This is a genomic window from Bacillus pacificus, from assembly GCF_020861345.1.
Taxonomy (GTDB): Bacteria; Bacillota; Bacilli; order Bacillales; family Bacillaceae_G; genus Bacillus_A; species Bacillus_A pacificus.
Genome location: NZ_CP086329.1, coordinates 247,653 through 263,789, shown reverse-complemented (window position 1 = coordinate 263,789; position 16,137 = coordinate 247,653). Strand labels below are relative to the sequence as shown.

Sequence of the window (16,137 nt, the reverse complement as noted above, 5' to 3'; positions counted from 1 at the left end):
TTGGCTAAAAGAGAGGAATGGACTAAATGGCTAAAGAAATGTTTGTGCAAATAAGTGATTGTAAACTATATGCTAAATTGATAGGGGAAAATAATGGAAAACCAACAATAATAATGGACGCTGGATATGGAGACTTTTCCAAGGCTTGGGATTCAGTAATTGGGGATATTTCAATGCTCTCTAATGTTCTAATTTATGATAGAGCAGGACTTGGGAAAAGTGAAACAAGTTCAAACCCCAGAACCAGCCGTGAGATGGTAAAAGAATTGAAGGAACTTCTTATTGAAGCCAATATTAAACCTCCGTACATATTAGTTGGTCACTCATTTGGTGGAGTTAATATGCGGATATATGCAACTGAATATCATAATGAAGTTTGCGGACTTGTCTTAGTTGACTCTACGCCTGAAGATTACAGAGAAAGATTTCTCCCAACGATGTCACAAGATTTTCAACAAGCATACAACAAGCAATTTGTTTATGAAGGCAATTATGATGAATTTATGGAAAGTCTAAAGCAATTAAAAGAAACCAGACTTAAATTAAATGTCCCATTAATTGTTCTTTCAGCTGGTAAGAAAGCTCATTATTCAAAGGAATCACAAGAGTTATGGAATGACATGCAGAGAGAGATTCTTGAAATATCCTCAGATGGTGAATTGGTGATTGCTGAAAACAGTGCTCATTTTATACAAAATGATGAACCAGAAGTAGTAGTTAGTGCGATAAAAAAGCTAATTGACATTTTTAAAAATTAAATTGTGGAGGATAATACTTAAACCTTAAACTCCCTCAGTTTAATACGATTTTCTCCCAACCCAAATACTCGCTATCGGGGTGCGTTAGTTTATTAAGTAATTTTATGGAAGAGGTCAGAATTTAGTTATTCCATTAAATGGCGCTATTCTTGCATAAGGAAGCGCCTTTTAACGGGGATTTGTTTTTAGGGAGATCCCTTAATCCACCTTTTCGAGGGGATGGGCAAAAACACCCAAGTTATTTTTATCTATATTGTGTTTATTGTAGCAGTAAATATTTTAGGGAAATCAGCTCTAGCCCAACTTACCCCTCATGATTTTGGAGCGATTCTTTTTTTATCTTAATCGAAAGTTAAAGGAAAGTAGATATCCTTTACCTGAGCTGTTGTCTAATTTAAGAACAACAGGATATCCGGATATTCACGATAATGAATATGCGATTTTGGAAGCAACAGGTGAAATTAGCATTTTTCCAAGAAAAGAATTAGTTCCTATTACTCCAAAAGATTTACATATGAAAGTGGAATACCGCGGATTACCCATAGCCGTTGTCATTGAAGGGAAAGTGCAAAAGCGTAAATTAAAATTTATCAACAAAAATGAAAAGTGGTTAAAGGAAGAACTAAAGGCAAAGGGATATCTTCAAATCAAAGATTTTTTTTATGCTGCTGTTAGAGATACCGATCATTCATTAACCATTAACAAAAAAGATGTTAACGACTAATTTTAAGACGATTTCCTCCCAATATAAATTAATGTTTTCTCTTATTTACTTCTTATTGCATTTACCACTTTCATTTTCCAAATTTATAAAAAATTATACCTATATTTAGGAATTTACCAGATGGTAATTTTCAAAATCACTAAGTCTCTAGTTAGGACAGTGCCCAGATCATTACGCCTTTCTTGATGTCAGAACTTTCCCAACCTTAATTCTCTTTTTTTCGTTCTTAATATCTTATACAAGTTCTTATAAAGGTAGTCCATAATATATAACAGACAATCCCTTCATATTCCATACGTATACTGGTTACATAGTTTGTACATGTTAAGAGTAACAGAAGGAGGGATTCCAGTTGGAGTGGATTTTTTATCTATACCTGTTAAATACGTTCTTTATCTTATTCATAGCAATTTGGGAAGTTCGTCGGCCTGCCAAGGCTTTGAATTGGATAATAATCGTCCTTTTTTTACCTGTCATTGGTTTCTGGCTATATCTTAGCATATCAAACCCTAAGTTTATTCATCGAAAAAGATTGACCTGTTCTAAAAATGAATCTAACAAATTACCTGAGACATTCGGTGCTTCAGCATCGGTAATTGCCAATGCTTTACGGCATTTCACTGTGAATGGGCTTCGAATGGGCCAAGTCCAAGTGTTTAACAATGGGATAGCAAAATATGATCAACTCCTTGTATCCCTGCAAAAAGCCCAAGAAACCATTGATCTGGAATATTTCATCTATCGGAACGACCAAATTGGTAATCGAATCACAGAACTGCTAATCGAAAAAGCATTAAATGGAGTGCAGGTTCGTTTTATGAGAGATAGCTTGGGGAGTTATAAATTCCCGCGTGAAAAAATCCGGCAGATGGTTGAAGCAGGGATAGAATGCAGGACAATATTTCCTCTGCGATTTCCCTGGATTTTGTCCAATTGGAATTATCGGGATCATTGTAAGATTGTGACGATTGACAGAAAGGAATCCTTTACTGGCGGTATGAACGTTGGGTATGAATATACAGGATTAAAGCCAGACGTAGGATTTTGGAGGGACACTCATTTGCAAATTATAGGGGAAGCAACAGGCGACTTGCAGACTGTTTTTGATGTTCATTGGGAAATCGCTGTGCCGGAAAGGATAAAATCAAAAACAAATTTGAAAACAAAATCAGAGGTAACGAAAATCAATTCAATCGGCAGAGCAGATCATTCCAAATGGTCAGCCGAATTGGGATCAGAGTTGAGCACCCTTGATGATAAAAAAATGGACATATCCGGAAAAACTAGGACATTGCATAAAGCGTATATCCATACGTTGGAAGGAAACCCTGGAATTCCTACCCCAGTCATTCGGCAAGCTTACTTTATATGTATAACACAGGCGACCAAGACTATTGATTTAACAACACCCTATTTTGTACCAGAAACGGATATTATCATGGCATTAAAGACAGCAGTAACTCGTGGTGTCCGTGTAAGATTGCTGGTTCCTCGCCACAATAATCAAAAAATCGTGGGTCTTGCAAGCCGTACTTATTACGGAGAACTTATAGAAGCTGGAGTTCAAATCTACCAGTACGACAAAGGAATGATACATGCGAAGGTGTTGACCATCGATGAGGAGATTGCTGCCGTAGGCTCAGCAAACTATGATATGAGAAGTTTTCGCCTGAATTATGAGGTGTGTCAAGTCGTGTACAGTGCTGATGTGACAAGGGAACTCACAGAGCAGTTCGAGAGGGATCTTACTGATTCTGTACCATTAAGAATTGAAGACTTGGTGCAACGATCCCTGACCGAGCGCATTGTTGAACAGGGTGCTCGCGTGCTTTCTCCATTATTATAAGTTGAAAAAACCGGTATTATTTATCTTTCTGATTTTAATTAGCTTACATGTTGTAATATAAATATTTTAAAACATGAGGATTTTTGAAATCGAGTGAAATATAAAATGGAGGAATAAATTTTGGGTGAAGTTTTTTTGGGTTTACTGGCAATCAAAGTCATAGTAGGTTTTGCAACTTTATTTTTTATCATTATCATAACAGGCAGAACATCCATCTATCAGTTAAACCCCGTTTCACTTAGTTTTTGTGTTAGTACTTGGAGATTTTTTAGGAAATAACATTTATGAAGATAAGGTAGGGATTTTTCATTTTTTATATGCCATCGGATTGTGGACGTTTCTTATGTTGGGAATAGAGTTTATGACTCTAAAAAATAAATCGACACGTTCTCTCTTATTAGGCAATCCTAACATCATCATTCGAGATGGTGTTATGGACAGAAAGTTACTTACAAAGAACAAATTGGATGTAAATCAAGTATTGAGTATACTCCGTCAAAATAATGTCTTTTCAGTTCGCGAAGTCAAATACGGTATATTGGAAGCTAATGGGCAAATAAGTTTATTATTAAAATCCAAGTATCAAAAACCAGATCTCAATCTTCCAGAAAGTCCAGTAGACCTCCCAACATCGTTAATTATAGATGGGGAAATTTTATGGGATAATTTACATGAACTCGGATTTGATCAACAGTGGTTAGATAACCAATTAACTACCAATGGATATGATAATGTAAAGCGTATACTTTACGCAGATTGGCGAGAGCGTGAAGGCATACATGTAAGTCCTAAATAAAATTTGTTAGGATAAGAGCACATCAATTTTCTTGGTGAATATAAACTTTAGTCTTCAACAATCAGGCGCTTTAATGAAGTAACTAAAGCCTAATTTTTCACTTATAACACCGAGAAATTAGACTTTTTATATTTTGGTTTCCTTAACGTTGTAAATCCGCATTTTCCTGACGCTACCCCGTTATGAAAAAAATATCCCCAGTTGCATGGCAACATATTAACTTCTATGGAAGATACGAGTTTAATATACAACAAGAGTCTGTTGATTTGGATGCAATTATTCAAGAATTAGCCCAATTAAACGTAATATCGGAAACAGAGTAAGCGATGTTTAAGGAGTACTTCCCTAATCTTTCAGTGAGGTACTCCTTATTCCACCTTTTCGGGGGGATGGGCAAAAACACCCAACTACTTCTCTTCGTCTTTTTACTACTCGTATACTTTTAGACATAATAAAAAAAGAGCCCCCTATCTGAAACGAATTTCAGACGGAAGCTCTCCGCATATGTACTATCATTATCTTCATTTGGTTACACGTAGCACCTTTTTACTATGCGACAATAATTCGCTAATGCCTACGTAGGACGTTTGCGGTTTGTTCCCGCTCAAGTTAAGCGTTAAAAACTCCGACAAACAGCTTTATACCGCACCCTAAAGCACATTTGGTTTCCTTTGTCATATAAGACGTGGTACCGGAAACCACCGCTCTATCCGACTGAGCTATGGGCGCATGATAATAGAAAACACTTCATTTTCTTCTCATAATAATAGCAATAAAATCCATCTAAATCAATAAAAATATCCCCGTAATCCTTTATGACGCTTAGTTATGAGTATATTAACAAAGCACCCCCCTAAATTTTCCAATCATAAATTCACCCCAACTCACAAATTATAATCTTTGAATTGATATTCCAAAGGGGGCTTCATTCAATGACTGTAATTACGAAATTAAAACAAACTGTTTCTGGATTAAAAAGTGCACAAGCTAGCTTAGAGGGATTCGCTCTTGATACGGATAACCAACAAGCTAAGCAACTTTTCCAAACAGCTGCACAGCAAACACAAACGATTATCGATTCTTTAAACCCACGCGTTGAAGAAGTCAAACAAGAAGAACCACAATACTCACAGCAATAACGAATCAGTCTTGCTGTGAAATAGAAAAAGGATGATATGCAGTCATCCTTTTTCTATCACATTACATATTGCAATAGAAATGGAATGATAAATATGCAAAAACTCGGACTCATAACCGTATTATTTGCCCTTCTATTTAGCTCTTTTACCGGATGTGATAATAGTCCTTTAGATAAAAAAGTGAAAGAAGAAGCAAAACGAACGGAGAAAGAGAAAGGTCCAAAGTTAACAAAAACGAGTATGGAATCCTTTAATCAATCTATATCACAAGGAGCCAAGAAAAGAGCTCTCACTATGGATGAAATTATAAAAAGTACAGCAGTAAATTCAAATTTAGATCTCTACATAGCAGTTACACCTGAGCATCACGAAAGATTTGGATTAAAACCTCTCCGTAAGAAGCTCCAAAAGCAGCTAAGTGATGAGCACCCCACTTTCGATGTTCGTGTAAGTACAGATAAAAAAATCTTTATGTTACTTGAAAAGCTTGAAAGAAAAATTAAGGAAAAGAAAGTATCTAAAGATGAAATTAATAAACAATTAAAATTCATTGGTAAAAAAATGGAGTCTAACACTTAACGCTTTTTAAAAGAAAAGGAAGGTTTGCAATGTCTAGTAAAGATAAAAACTTAACCCCTGTGCAACAGGAATATAAAAAATTCGAGCAAGAACGCGAACCGAAGCGTCCTGTCTTAAAAAACTGTATAAAAGCCTTTTTCGTTGGTGGTTTCATTTGCCTAATTGGGCAACTCATTTCTACTTTTTATATTACGTATTTCGATTTCACTGAACGCTCAGCAGGGAATCCAACAGTCGCAACTCTTATTTTCATCTCCATGTTATTAACTGGATTTGGTATATACGATCGGTTTGGTCAATTTGCCGGAGCAGGCACAGCTGTACCTGTCACTGGATTTGGTAACTCCGTTATTGCCGCATGTATCGAACACCGCACAGAAGGTTTTGTACTCGGCGTTGGTGGTAACATGTTTAAATTAGCTGGTTCTGTTATTTTATTTGGTGTATTTTCCGCTTTCGTCATCGCACTTATTAAAACGATTCTCGTTCAATGGGGAGGGCTATAAATGTTACAAGGACACCGAACGTGGGTATTTGAAAACAAACCAGTTATTATTTCGACGGGAGTCGTTGGCGGGCCGTTTGAAGCTAAAGGCAAAATTCCAGAAGACTTCGATACCCTCCATGAAGATTTATGGCTCGGACAAGATTCCTATGAAAAAGCACATAAAATTTTGTTCGAAGAAGCTTGTAGCCGCGCTACTGAAAAGGCAAAACTTCGTAAAGACGATATTCAATTTGTACTCGCAGGCGATTTAATTAATCAAATTACCCCTACAAGCTTTGCTTGCCGTACACTGGGCACTCCTTATCTCGGACTATTCGGCGCTTGTTCTACTTCTATGGAAGGTTTAGCACTTGGAGCAAGTATCGTAAATGCAAAAGGCGCAAAATATTTATTAACTGGTGCATCCAGTCATAATACAGCTGTAGAAAAACAGTTCCGCTATCCTACCGAATATGGTGGGCAAAAACCACCTACCGCGCAGTGGACAGTAACCGGAGCAGGAGCTGCTATTTTAAGCGATACTGGACACGGTCCTAGGGTAACATCTGCCACAATCGGACGAGTGGTTGATATGGGATTAACAGATCCATTTAATATGGGAGGTGCAATGGCTCCAGCTGCCGTTGATACAATTGAAGCCCATTTACGCGAACGACAAATTGATGCCTCTTACTACGATTTAATCGTAACGGGTGACCTCGGACATGTAGGACGCGAAATTGCTTATGACTTATTACATAAACACGGAACGAAAGTAACGAGCGAACAGTTTCAAGATTGCGGGCTGCTCATTTATAGAGAAGGGCAACCTGTCATCGCTGGCGCTAGTGGACCAGGGTGTTCCGCAACGGTCGTATACGGTCACTTATTAAACCGAATGAAAAGAGGAGAGTTTAATAAAATACTTGTCGTTGCGACAGGCGCTTTACTATCTCCACTTACATTCCAACAAGAAGAAACGATTCCGTGTATCGCTCATGCCGTTTCGATTGAATTTGGAGGTGCAACGCAATGATTTTTTTCTGGGCTTTCGTCATTGGCGGACTTATATGTGTAATCGGCCAACTTATGTTTGATGTTGGAAAGCTAACACCAGCTCATACAATGGCAACACTCGTTGTTGCTGGAGCTATATTAGATGGATTCAATTTGTATGAACCATTAATTGATTTCGCTGGAGCTGGGGCAACTGTACCTATTACAAGCTTTGGTAATGCCCTCGTTCACGGTGCAATGGAAGAAGCTGCAAAACATGGCATCGTTGGCGTTATTACCGGCATGTTTAAAGTAACAAGCGCCGGTGTATCCGCAGCTATTATTTTCGGCTTCATCGGAGCATTGCTATTCAAACCGAAAGGATAAGGTGTTCGTATGACAGTTATCGCTAGCGTCAAAACCTGCCTTGCTAGTGTAAGGGGCGCTCAAGCAAGTTTGAGCTCCCTTTCACTACATTCACAGGACGCAAAATCAAAACGTGTATTTCATGAATGTATGTTAGAAATGGAGAGCATCATCGCGGATTTACAAAATAGAGTTTCAGTATTAGAACGTGAAGAACCTCAATATAAAGGGTTTTAAGTAGACTGGAGGAAATGACTATGTCTCACCTGCCGGAATGGACACTTGTCATTCTTCGCTCTGTATTCATATTAATTATTTTATTCGCTATTACGAAATGGTTAGGGAAAAGACAAATCTCTCAGCTCTCCTTTTTTGAATACATAGCCGGAATGACAATCGGTGACATCGCTGCCCAAGTATCTACAGGGCTCGATTCAAAATTTTTTCACGGCGTCTTTGCGATACTCATTTTCGCTGTGGTACCTTTTTTAACAGGAATCCTTTCTTTAAAGAACAAAACAGCTCGGGACTTCTTTGAAGGGAAATCTACCGTATTAATAAAAGATGGAAAGATACTCGAAGACAACTTAAAGAAAGAAAAATATACAAGTGACGAATTACTGGAACTTCTTCGTGGAAAAGATGCCTTCAGCGTAGCTGATGTTGAATTTGCTGTACTAGAACCGAGCGGAGAATTAAATGTATTATTAAAGAAAGATCGCCAACCACTCACAGCAAAAGACATCGGTTTAAAAGTAGCAAACGAAAAAGAACCACAAACTGTTATTATGGATGGCAATGTCTTAGATGAACCGCTATCCGCAAGTGGACATAACCGCGCTTGGCTACATGCTGAACTAGAAAAGCTCGGTGTTGTTATCGAAAATGTCTTTCTCGGTCAAGTTGATTCATACGGACAACTGACTATCGACATTTATAATGACAAACTACAAATGCCTTCTCCTCAAAACAAACCTTTATTATTAGCATCATTAAAAAAATGTCATGCTGATCTTGAACTATTTTCCTTAGAAACAAAGTCGAAATCAGCGAGCGAAATGTATAGTAAAAACGCGAAACAAATCGAAAAGATTTTAAATAAAGTAACCTATCTTTTAAAAGAATAGATATCGAAAGAACGCTTCAGTCAAAAGGCGTTCTTTTCTTTTTTTCTACAGTTTTTATAACGTTTAAATTTATGTAATTCGGTTATGATGTTGAAGATACATAAGCAGGGAATTTCAAAAACATAGCGAATATTTCATGGTACAACTACATATTTTTTTGATTTAAAGTGGTTTCGTTTGACCTTTATTGACCATAATTGTATTATAAGACTAAGAAAGCTTTATAAGGAGGAAATAACAGATGAATTTAATTCCTACAGTAATTGAACAAACAAATCGTGGAGAACGCGCTTACGATATTTACTCTCGACTATTAAAAGACCGCATCATTATGCTTGGTAGCGCAATTGATGACAACGTAGCTAACTCAATCGTTTCCCAGCTTTTATTCTTGGAATCTCAAGATCCAGAAAAAGATATTCACATCTACATCAACAGCCCTGGTGGTTCTATCACAGCAGGTATGGCAATTTACGATACAATGCAGTTTATTAAACCGCAAGTATCAACAATCTGTATCGGTATGGCTGCATCTATGGGTGCATTCTTACTTGCAGCAGGTGAAAAAGGAAAACGTTATGCACTTCCAAACAGTGAAGTAATGATTCACCAACCACTTGGCGGGGCACAAGGTCAAGCGACTGAAATCGAAATCGCTGCTAAACGTATCCTATTCTTACGTGAAAAACTAAACCAAATTCTTGCTGACCGCACTGGTCAACCACTTGAAGTGCTACAACGCGACACAGACCGCGACAACTTCATGACAGCAGAAAAAGCTTTAGAATACGGTTTAATCGATAAGATCTTTACAAATCGTTAATAACTAAATTACTGAGGCAACCCTATAGCGCCTTGTCTAAATACCTATACAGCGTGGTCTTACTGATACCAGTCGCCACTGTAATTTGCTTAATTGTATAGTCTTTACTCTTATACATCTTAACAGCCATTTCCACTTTATCTTCTTTCTTAGTAGGTCTCCCACCTTTCTTTCCTCTTGATCTTGCTGCTTGAAGACCAGACTTTGTTCGTTCACTAATAATATCTCTTTCTAGTTCAGCGATGCTTGCCATTGTACGAAAGAAAAACTTTCCCATTGCGGTTGAAGTGTCAATACTGTCAGTAATTGATACAAAATGTACACCCATATCGTTAAATAATTCGCTCAGTTCTATCAAATGTTTTGTGGAACGTGAAATACGGTCAAGTTTATATACAACAATTTTATCGCCACTTCGTAAAATTTTTAAAAGGTCTTCTAATTGAGGCCTATCTCTTCGTGTGCCAGTTAATTTTTCTTTATAAATCTTCTCAACCCCGAATTGTGTTAATGCATCAACTTGCATATCTAGGTTTTGTTCCTCCGTACTCACTCGCGCGTAACCAAAAATCATAATTAATCACCTACTAAAAACTATTTATATGAATATATTAGCACCAAAAACGGTGTTTGTTATTAAAAATGTTACTTTGATTTTGGGAATGAGTTTTGGTACCAAAGATCAGGGTAAATAGAGTGTGTTTTGCTCCAATAAGGACCAGCCCCATAAATGTCCGTTTATGGGGCTAATTTTATTAAACTAACCAGCCGCAGTATGACTGAAGAGAGCTCTTTTATTTTTGTTCCGCAATAGGGCCAGATTGTTGAATAAGGATTGTAGTTAATTATGGTTTTACATACAATTATTGAACTATTGGAAGATAAGTTTAATATCAACCTCGGTGAGCTTTTCATAAGTAAATGAGGTTCTTCACAAGTAATTCGTGAACTAATCAACTGCCCCAGTTCGTTTTATTTCTACCTTAATATTTGGTTTTAAATTTAATGTGGAATACTTTCCTCTCAAATCTTTTTCATTTAAATTGGAATATTTTCTTATACTTTTTATTTTTCTTCCAATGCCAATTGGATCAGTATTTAATTTTCTAAACTTCTCAAGAATATCCCCGAATTCTTTGTTTAGTTCTTCTTCAATTATTAGCTCCATTTTTTTTATTGATTCCTTATTTTTAAGAGTAACAGAAGGCTGTAATTCTATAGTTGAAACTAAAATAGATGCATTTAAATTAACCGACTCTTCCTGAGATAATTCAACATTTCCGCGGTACTTTATTGGGTGAATTGTAATATTAAATTTATCTCCTTTTTGCTTTTCGACTAGTTTTATTCCCTTTTCTTCTAATACCTCTGCAGGAATATTTAAAGTTATATCCCCCAAAAAAGCATTATGATCGGTGAATAATTTTATATACAGGGTTTTTTTCATGGAAATAGAACCAACCATTTTATCATCCCTAAATAATGCAACCCCATTTAAATAGGGTGCTACACCATTCTCATTCGATAGAATAGGTAAGGTAGGATCGATACCAATTTCATATAGTGTGGAAATAAAATCATGCAAGTTGGAGTTTATTAACATTTCCTTCTTTTCGTGCTTATCTAATAATTGATAAATATATGACCCTATTTCAGGGTATTCTTCATAGTTTTTATTATTAATTGTACTCTCAGCATTGTTTGTAATTGCCAAAAAAATTAAAGATCCGATGCTACTATCTCGTTGCATTGTATCTAGAAAAGATGAAATCCCTATCATTTCTGTCATATATTTATCAAATAAAATTGTCCTTAATTGACCAGAAGTAAGGTCGTGGCTTGTCTGTTGTTCTAAATTTTGTCTTATTTGTTTGCTTGTAGTTCCGACGGCAGAAAGGGTTACACTCGTCTTTTCTTCTTTACGGTCGAATTGTAACAAGCTAATAGTGCCTTTGTATGTATTCTCATCAAGTAAGTCAAAACCAATAATAGTTGAAATTCCTTGCCTTTCTAATATTTTTTCAGGTAGCATACATGCCGTACAGAGAAAGAAACAAAGTAGTAGAATAAGCCATATTTTCATTTTTTCAACTCCGTTTTGAACGTGAAAAGATTTTAGATTTAATGATTGAAATGAAATATAAGAATATTGGATAGATAAACCATAGGTAAAAGCCTACTTGACCAACTTTATCAATCAAAAGGTTATTGTCGACTCTTTTTGTGATAAAAAAACTCGTGATAAAAATGATTATTGAGATTACCCATATTCCATGTTTTAGTTTTAAATGAAATATTTGTTTAACTCCTTTGGAAGAAATGAATAGGATTATACATAAATTTGGAAAAATAACTAATATCCATAATGAAACTGCTATAGATTCAAAGCGCTCAATAAATGGAAAATGGACAGCGCTTATCATACTGACAATAGGCCAGATATGTTTTTCTAATTCTTTAGGGCTAAAAAATAATATGGAAATAACAGTTGCAATTAAAACAAGAAGTGTGGTAAACCAGATTGCTAATTGACTGAATAGAAGTAGTTTTTTTTTCTCCTTTATAAAAGGAAAAATAAAAAATAAAGTCTCAAAACCCAACATTGTATAACTGCTTTTAAAAACTCCTTTCATCATTTCTGACGGAGTTGTCGACATGATGGGTAAAATTCTAGTTAAGTTTATGGAATCAAGTGGTTGATACATCACAAATAGCAGCCATATAGTCATTAAAAAGGATAAGAAGCATATCCCTGCAACTACTCTGAATCCACCTGATACTGCATAAATTGTTATTAATAATAGCGCTAAGGTGCCTACCCATTCATAAACTCCTTCATATCCCCATGTTAGGGACAATTCAACATAACTGATGATGATAGAGTAATGTACAGCAATAAAGTAAATGACAATTAAGGTATTGATGATACTTCCTATAAAGCGACCAAATAAATTTTCGTGTATTTCATAAAGATTACAGTTTCCATGTTTTTTAAGTATGCTAATAATAATCCAAGTGATAATACTAATGAATAGACCGGATAGTAAAACTGAGATCCAAGCATCTTTCTTAGATTCAAGATAAATAATTTTCGGGACTCCAAGTATGCCCATACCAATTTGCGAAGTGTGTATGATAAAGAAAGCCATATAGGCATTTACAAAACTAATATTTGATTTCATTATCCACCTCAAAATTCATCTAAATCTTTTTCTGTTTTTTTAAATCTCCACCTTGTGCGGAATGAATCTTTTGGGCGATTGACAACAGGACGTCTCATATAAAAATGGTGGGGTAGACGTATTAAGAAGTATTTTATATCCTTAATCCTAAAAGGGTATAGAGGTGCAAGATAAGGTTTGTTTAATGATGTCAATTTTAACAAGTGGACCATCATTACACAGACACCGATAATAATCCCATTTAATCCCCCAACACCTGCTAGAATAATGAAAGGAAATCTAGCAATTCTTATAGCAGTGCCCATTTCATAAATAGGAGCCGTAAATGCCCCTAATGCACTAAATGCCACAATAATAATTAAAATGTTGCTAGTTAAACCTGCCTCAACAGTTGCTTGGCCAATAACAATACCTCCAACAATCCCCATTGTTTGCCCTACTTTTGACGGAAGGCGTGCCCCAGCCTCTCTAAGTAATTCAATTAATAATTCGAGTAAAAGTGCTTCTAGCAAAGGTGGAAAAGGAACTTGTGAACGTGATTGCCCAATTATAAGTAACAATTTAGATGGAATTAGTTCAGAGTGAAATGTCATGGTTGCAACATAAAATGCTGTAAGAAATAGTGACCCTGCCATAGCAAATAATCGTATAAATCTTATAAAAGTACTTAAGGACCATCTCAAATATATGTCTTCTGTTGATTCAAAAAACGAAAAAAAATTAGCAGGTCCAATAATAGCAATTGGACTTTCATCTATAAGAACACCAATCCGTCCGTTTAAAATAGAGTAGAGGAATCTATCGGGCAACTCTGTTAATATAAACTGTGGAAAAAATGAGTAATGATTATCTTCAAGACATTGTGCCAATACTGAACTGTCACTTATATTATCAGTTTTTATATTTTCAAACTTCTCCTTAAGTGTTTTAAGTGTGTCATCATCCGCTATATCTTTAAGATATATAATTCTTACTTGCTTCTTAACACGTTCTCCTATTTTTAATTCATCTGTACACAAATTAGAATCATTTAGATTTCGTCTTATAATTTTAATGTTAGAAGATAATGATTCTGTAAACGATATTTTAGGACCGTATACCAATGATTCTGTTTCTGCTTTCTCAATAGATCTTTCAATAGGGTTGGCGCAATTTACCATAAATGCTTTACTTTCGTCTGATAAGTAAATATAAGCGAATCCATTTAAGAGGGAAGAGATAATCTCTTGTTCCTTAAGGTTTTTCTTTACTTCGTTCATTGGTATGTTTTTCAATAAATAAGAGTAAGTTATGTATTCTATCGGAAGTTGTTGAATGTATTTAATTACATACTCATTTAGAAACTCTTGTTTAATTAAATTTTTCATGAAAATAACTTCGAGACAATCTCCACCAACTTCAAGTGTTCTACACATTAAGTCTGGTGATTCGTTGAGGATGTATTTAATTTTTTCATAATTAGGGCAGTTATTTTTATTTAGATGGAGTGTCATTTGAATCATATCCTTCAATAGTTTTTTTTTAGTATTTGAAGTAGGAATCATTTTATACTTGTTTTAATAAAGAAGTAAGGATTGAGAGTAATTTTAGGACCTATGGTTCTGAAACGAATATGGAACAAGGAATTTTAGATGGTAACCAACAACATGTTGTAGAAATCAATTGGCCAGAACTAGCTGGTATATATGAGGTTGAATTTAATGAAATGTGGGGCAGTTCTACATTATCTTTTGATAAAGTAAATTCTAACATCAGTACTCGTAAAATCGATAATACAACACATGTTATTGATATTAACGGTAAAACACCGGAGGCGCGTTCGAAGTGTTTGTAAAACAGCAATCTCATAATTGATTCGGTTAACCCTCTCCATTCCCTTACTATCCGTCTCAATAATGATATCCTTCCATTTGGGCTGGATCACTCCTTCAATAGGAACTTCGTCATTAGCTGCAAAAAAACGTTGACCACTATCACCATATTCTCGAATTAGTTGAAGAGCTTCAATGACAGGTTGATGAGATTGATTATTAGATCTGAACGTAAGATTTTTTAAGATATTACAGAAAGCAATCCGATAATGCCCCCGATAGGAAGAATGCATCTTTATATAGATTTTTTCTTTGTATTCTCGGTGATTTCTTGTCATGTCTTTAATAATATCCCGAATTGTTGAAGCGCCTACAATCGGATATAGAGTATCTTGAATAATTCCATCTGGATGATTAACCGTCGCTTTTAATAAGTTGATAATATGTTTATTTTTCCCTTGAACCCTTTCCAACTCTTCTACTGCTTCTTTACGGGTAGTATTCTTGGCCTTATTTCCGAACTTGAGAGTGATTTCATCCAACAGATCAGCTAAATAGTCGATAACTTCAGCATGACGATGCCAAAATAAGATGGCAAGTAAGGTGTAGCGAATGGGTGCTGGATGTGCTCGCAATTCCGTTACAGTCTCAGTAGCTGCACGAAGTCGATATTTCTTTAGTAATTTTGGAGTCATATGATGAAACAAACCATTAGGAATTTGGAGATGTCGTATAGCTAACAGTTTTTTAACCTCCATCTCCATCGCATTTACACTTGGTTTACGAGGAGAAGATAATAGTTGACGAAAAGTTAAAATGTCGGTTTCCTCTCCATCAGAATCCTCATCAGCATGGGACTCAAGTAAAGCATCTAACCGAGTGCACGTCTTAGCAGATAATTGCTGATATGTCATTTTATATAAGCTCTTTTCAAAAGTATCAATGGCAGAGTCAATCATACGCTTTAAGCTCCCAATAGAAGGAGGTTCAACTTTCCATTTACGAAAGAGACTGTATGCTTGGTTTTTTAAATAGTCTGTATCATGTGTAGACTGAACTTGTTCTTCTAACCATTGTCCCAAACGATCATTATCTGTACGTGTAAGCTCCTGAAATCCAAAAAAATCCCTTATATTTTTTCGATGTCGGGTATAAGTCTTTTCTTTTCCACCCCAACTATATTCATCAAATTGATCATGCGAAACATCAAGCTGTTTCGCTATGTACTCGATCACTACTTTTGGGATGTCTTGCTTTTGGCTAGGGAATCTAGCTTTCTGTTGGAAATACTTTAGTAACACGGCAAAGCCCAAACGGTTCGTTTCTGTTTTATTCCCCATAGATAGATGTAGTTCATTTGGCATTAACATAAAGTTTGCTAAAAGCTCTTCTTCATTCCAATTTTTCTTCACTGGTTCTCCCTCTGATCTACATGTTTTTTTAATAGTATAATTTCAAACATAGAGACCATCAAGATAACTAAGAAAAGCAGCAAAGCTAAAC

Annotated in this window: 16 protein-coding genes and 3 pseudogenes; 14 read left to right on the top strand and 5 right to left on the bottom strand. The window is 35.7% G+C overall.

Going from position 1 to position 16,137, the window contains the following annotated elements; translation table 11 throughout:
- Positions 1-26: 26 nt before the first annotated feature.
- The 14 genes and pseudogenes from LMD38_RS28215 (at position 27) to clpP (ending at position 9,641) form a co-directional block, all read left to right on the top strand.
- Positions 27-758: an alpha/beta fold hydrolase gene (locus LMD38_RS28215; protein ID WP_001040756.1), complete on the top strand. Its 732-nt coding sequence runs from the start codon at positions 27-29 to the stop codon at positions 756-758.
- Between the two features lie 219 nt (positions 759-977).
- Positions 978-1,482 (top strand): annotated as a pseudogene (locus LMD38_RS28210) (DUF421 domain-containing protein).
- Positions 1,483-1,834: 352 nt separating this feature from the next.
- Positions 1,835-3,328 (top strand): phospholipase D-like domain-containing protein, encoded by a 1,494-nt coding sequence (locus LMD38_RS28205; RefSeq protein WP_000454745.1) that lies wholly within the window; start codon positions 1,835-1,837, stop codon positions 3,326-3,328.
- 247 nt (positions 3,329-3,575) lie between these two features.
- Positions 3,576-3,629 (top strand): annotated as a pseudogene (locus LMD38_RS28765) (hypothetical protein); the annotation flags it as partial.
- A 60-nt stretch (positions 3,630-3,689) separates the two neighbouring features.
- On the top strand, positions 3,690-4,124 hold the full coding sequence (locus LMD38_RS28200) for a DUF421 domain-containing protein (RefSeq protein ID WP_014315598.1): 435 nt from the start codon (positions 3,690-3,692) through the stop codon (positions 4,122-4,124).
- Positions 4,125-4,306: 182 nt separating this feature from the next.
- Positions 4,307-4,447, top strand: a complete 141-nt coding sequence (locus LMD38_RS28195) for a hypothetical protein (protein ID WP_000724271.1) — start codon at positions 4,307-4,309, stop codon at positions 4,445-4,447.
- Positions 4,448-5,056: 609 nt separating this feature from the next.
- A complete protein-coding gene (locus LMD38_RS28190) occupies positions 5,057-5,263 on the top strand; it encodes a DUF1657 domain-containing protein (RefSeq protein ID WP_000216164.1) in 207 nt (68 codons plus the stop codon).
- Between the two features lie 93 nt (positions 5,264-5,356).
- Positions 5,357-5,842 (top strand): YhcN/YlaJ family sporulation lipoprotein, encoded by a 486-nt coding sequence (locus tag LMD38_RS28185; RefSeq protein WP_001170598.1) that lies wholly within the window; start codon positions 5,357-5,359, stop codon positions 5,840-5,842.
- 29 nt (positions 5,843-5,871) lie between these two features.
- Positions 5,872-6,348 carry a stage V sporulation protein AC gene (gene spoVAC / locus LMD38_RS28180; RefSeq protein ID WP_000095403.1) on the top strand — a complete coding sequence of 159 codons (477 nt, stop codon included), beginning with the start codon at positions 5,872-5,874 and terminating at the stop codon, positions 6,346-6,348.
- Positions 6,349-7,365, top strand: coding sequence for a stage V sporulation protein AD (gene spoVAD / locus LMD38_RS28175; protein WP_000938965.1), 1,017 nt, complete (start codon positions 6,349-6,351; stop codon positions 7,363-7,365).
- Positions 7,362-7,712: a stage V sporulation protein AE gene (gene spoVAE, locus LMD38_RS28170; protein WP_000575919.1), complete on the top strand. Its 351-nt coding sequence runs from the start codon at positions 7,362-7,364 to the stop codon at positions 7,710-7,712. The genes spoVAD and spoVAE overlap by 4 nt, the downstream gene beginning before the upstream one ends.
- Before the next feature lie 9 nt (positions 7,713-7,721).
- A complete protein-coding gene (locus LMD38_RS28165; RefSeq protein WP_000215902.1) occupies positions 7,722-7,928 on the top strand; it encodes a DUF1657 domain-containing protein in 207 nt (68 codons plus the stop codon).
- Between the two features lie 20 nt (positions 7,929-7,948).
- Positions 7,949-8,818 carry a DUF421 domain-containing protein gene (locus LMD38_RS28160; RefSeq protein WP_000018909.1) on the top strand — a complete coding sequence of 290 codons (870 nt, stop codon included), beginning with the start codon at positions 7,949-7,951 and terminating at the stop codon, positions 8,816-8,818.
- 241 nt (positions 8,819-9,059) lie between these two features.
- Positions 9,060-9,641 (top strand): ATP-dependent Clp endopeptidase proteolytic subunit ClpP, encoded by a 582-nt coding sequence (gene clpP / locus LMD38_RS28155; protein ID WP_001049162.1) that lies wholly within the window; start codon positions 9,060-9,062, stop codon positions 9,639-9,641.
- Between the two features lie 22 nt (positions 9,642-9,663).
- Here the strand turns inward: clpP and LMD38_RS28150 are convergent, their stop codons facing one another.
- The 5 genes and pseudogenes from LMD38_RS28150 to LMD38_RS28130 all read right to left on the bottom strand — a co-directional run.
- Positions 9,664-10,215 (bottom strand): recombinase family protein, encoded by a 552-nt coding sequence (locus LMD38_RS28150; protein ID WP_000576160.1) that lies wholly within the window; start codon positions 10,213-10,215, stop codon positions 9,664-9,666.
- A 375-nt stretch (positions 10,216-10,590) separates the two neighbouring features.
- Entirely contained in the window at positions 10,591-11,724 is a 1,134-nt protein-coding gene (locus tag LMD38_RS28145) for a Ger(x)C family spore germination protein (RefSeq protein ID WP_000708190.1), read from the bottom strand.
- A gap of 4 nt (positions 11,725-11,728) precedes the next feature.
- Complete coding sequence (locus LMD38_RS28140; protein WP_000841206.1) at positions 11,729-12,823, bottom strand: GerAB/ArcD/ProY family transporter; 1,095 nt, start codon at positions 12,821-12,823, stop codon at positions 11,729-11,731.
- An 8-nt stretch (positions 12,824-12,831) separates the two neighbouring features.
- A complete protein-coding gene (locus LMD38_RS28135) occupies positions 12,832-14,316 on the bottom strand; it encodes a spore germination protein (protein ID WP_000172442.1) in 1,485 nt (494 codons plus the stop codon).
- Positions 14,317-14,627: 311 nt separating this feature from the next.
- Positions 14,628-16,046 (bottom strand): annotated as a pseudogene (locus LMD38_RS28130) (DUF4158 domain-containing protein); the annotation flags it as partial.
- Between the last annotated feature and the right edge of the window lie 91 nt (positions 16,047-16,137).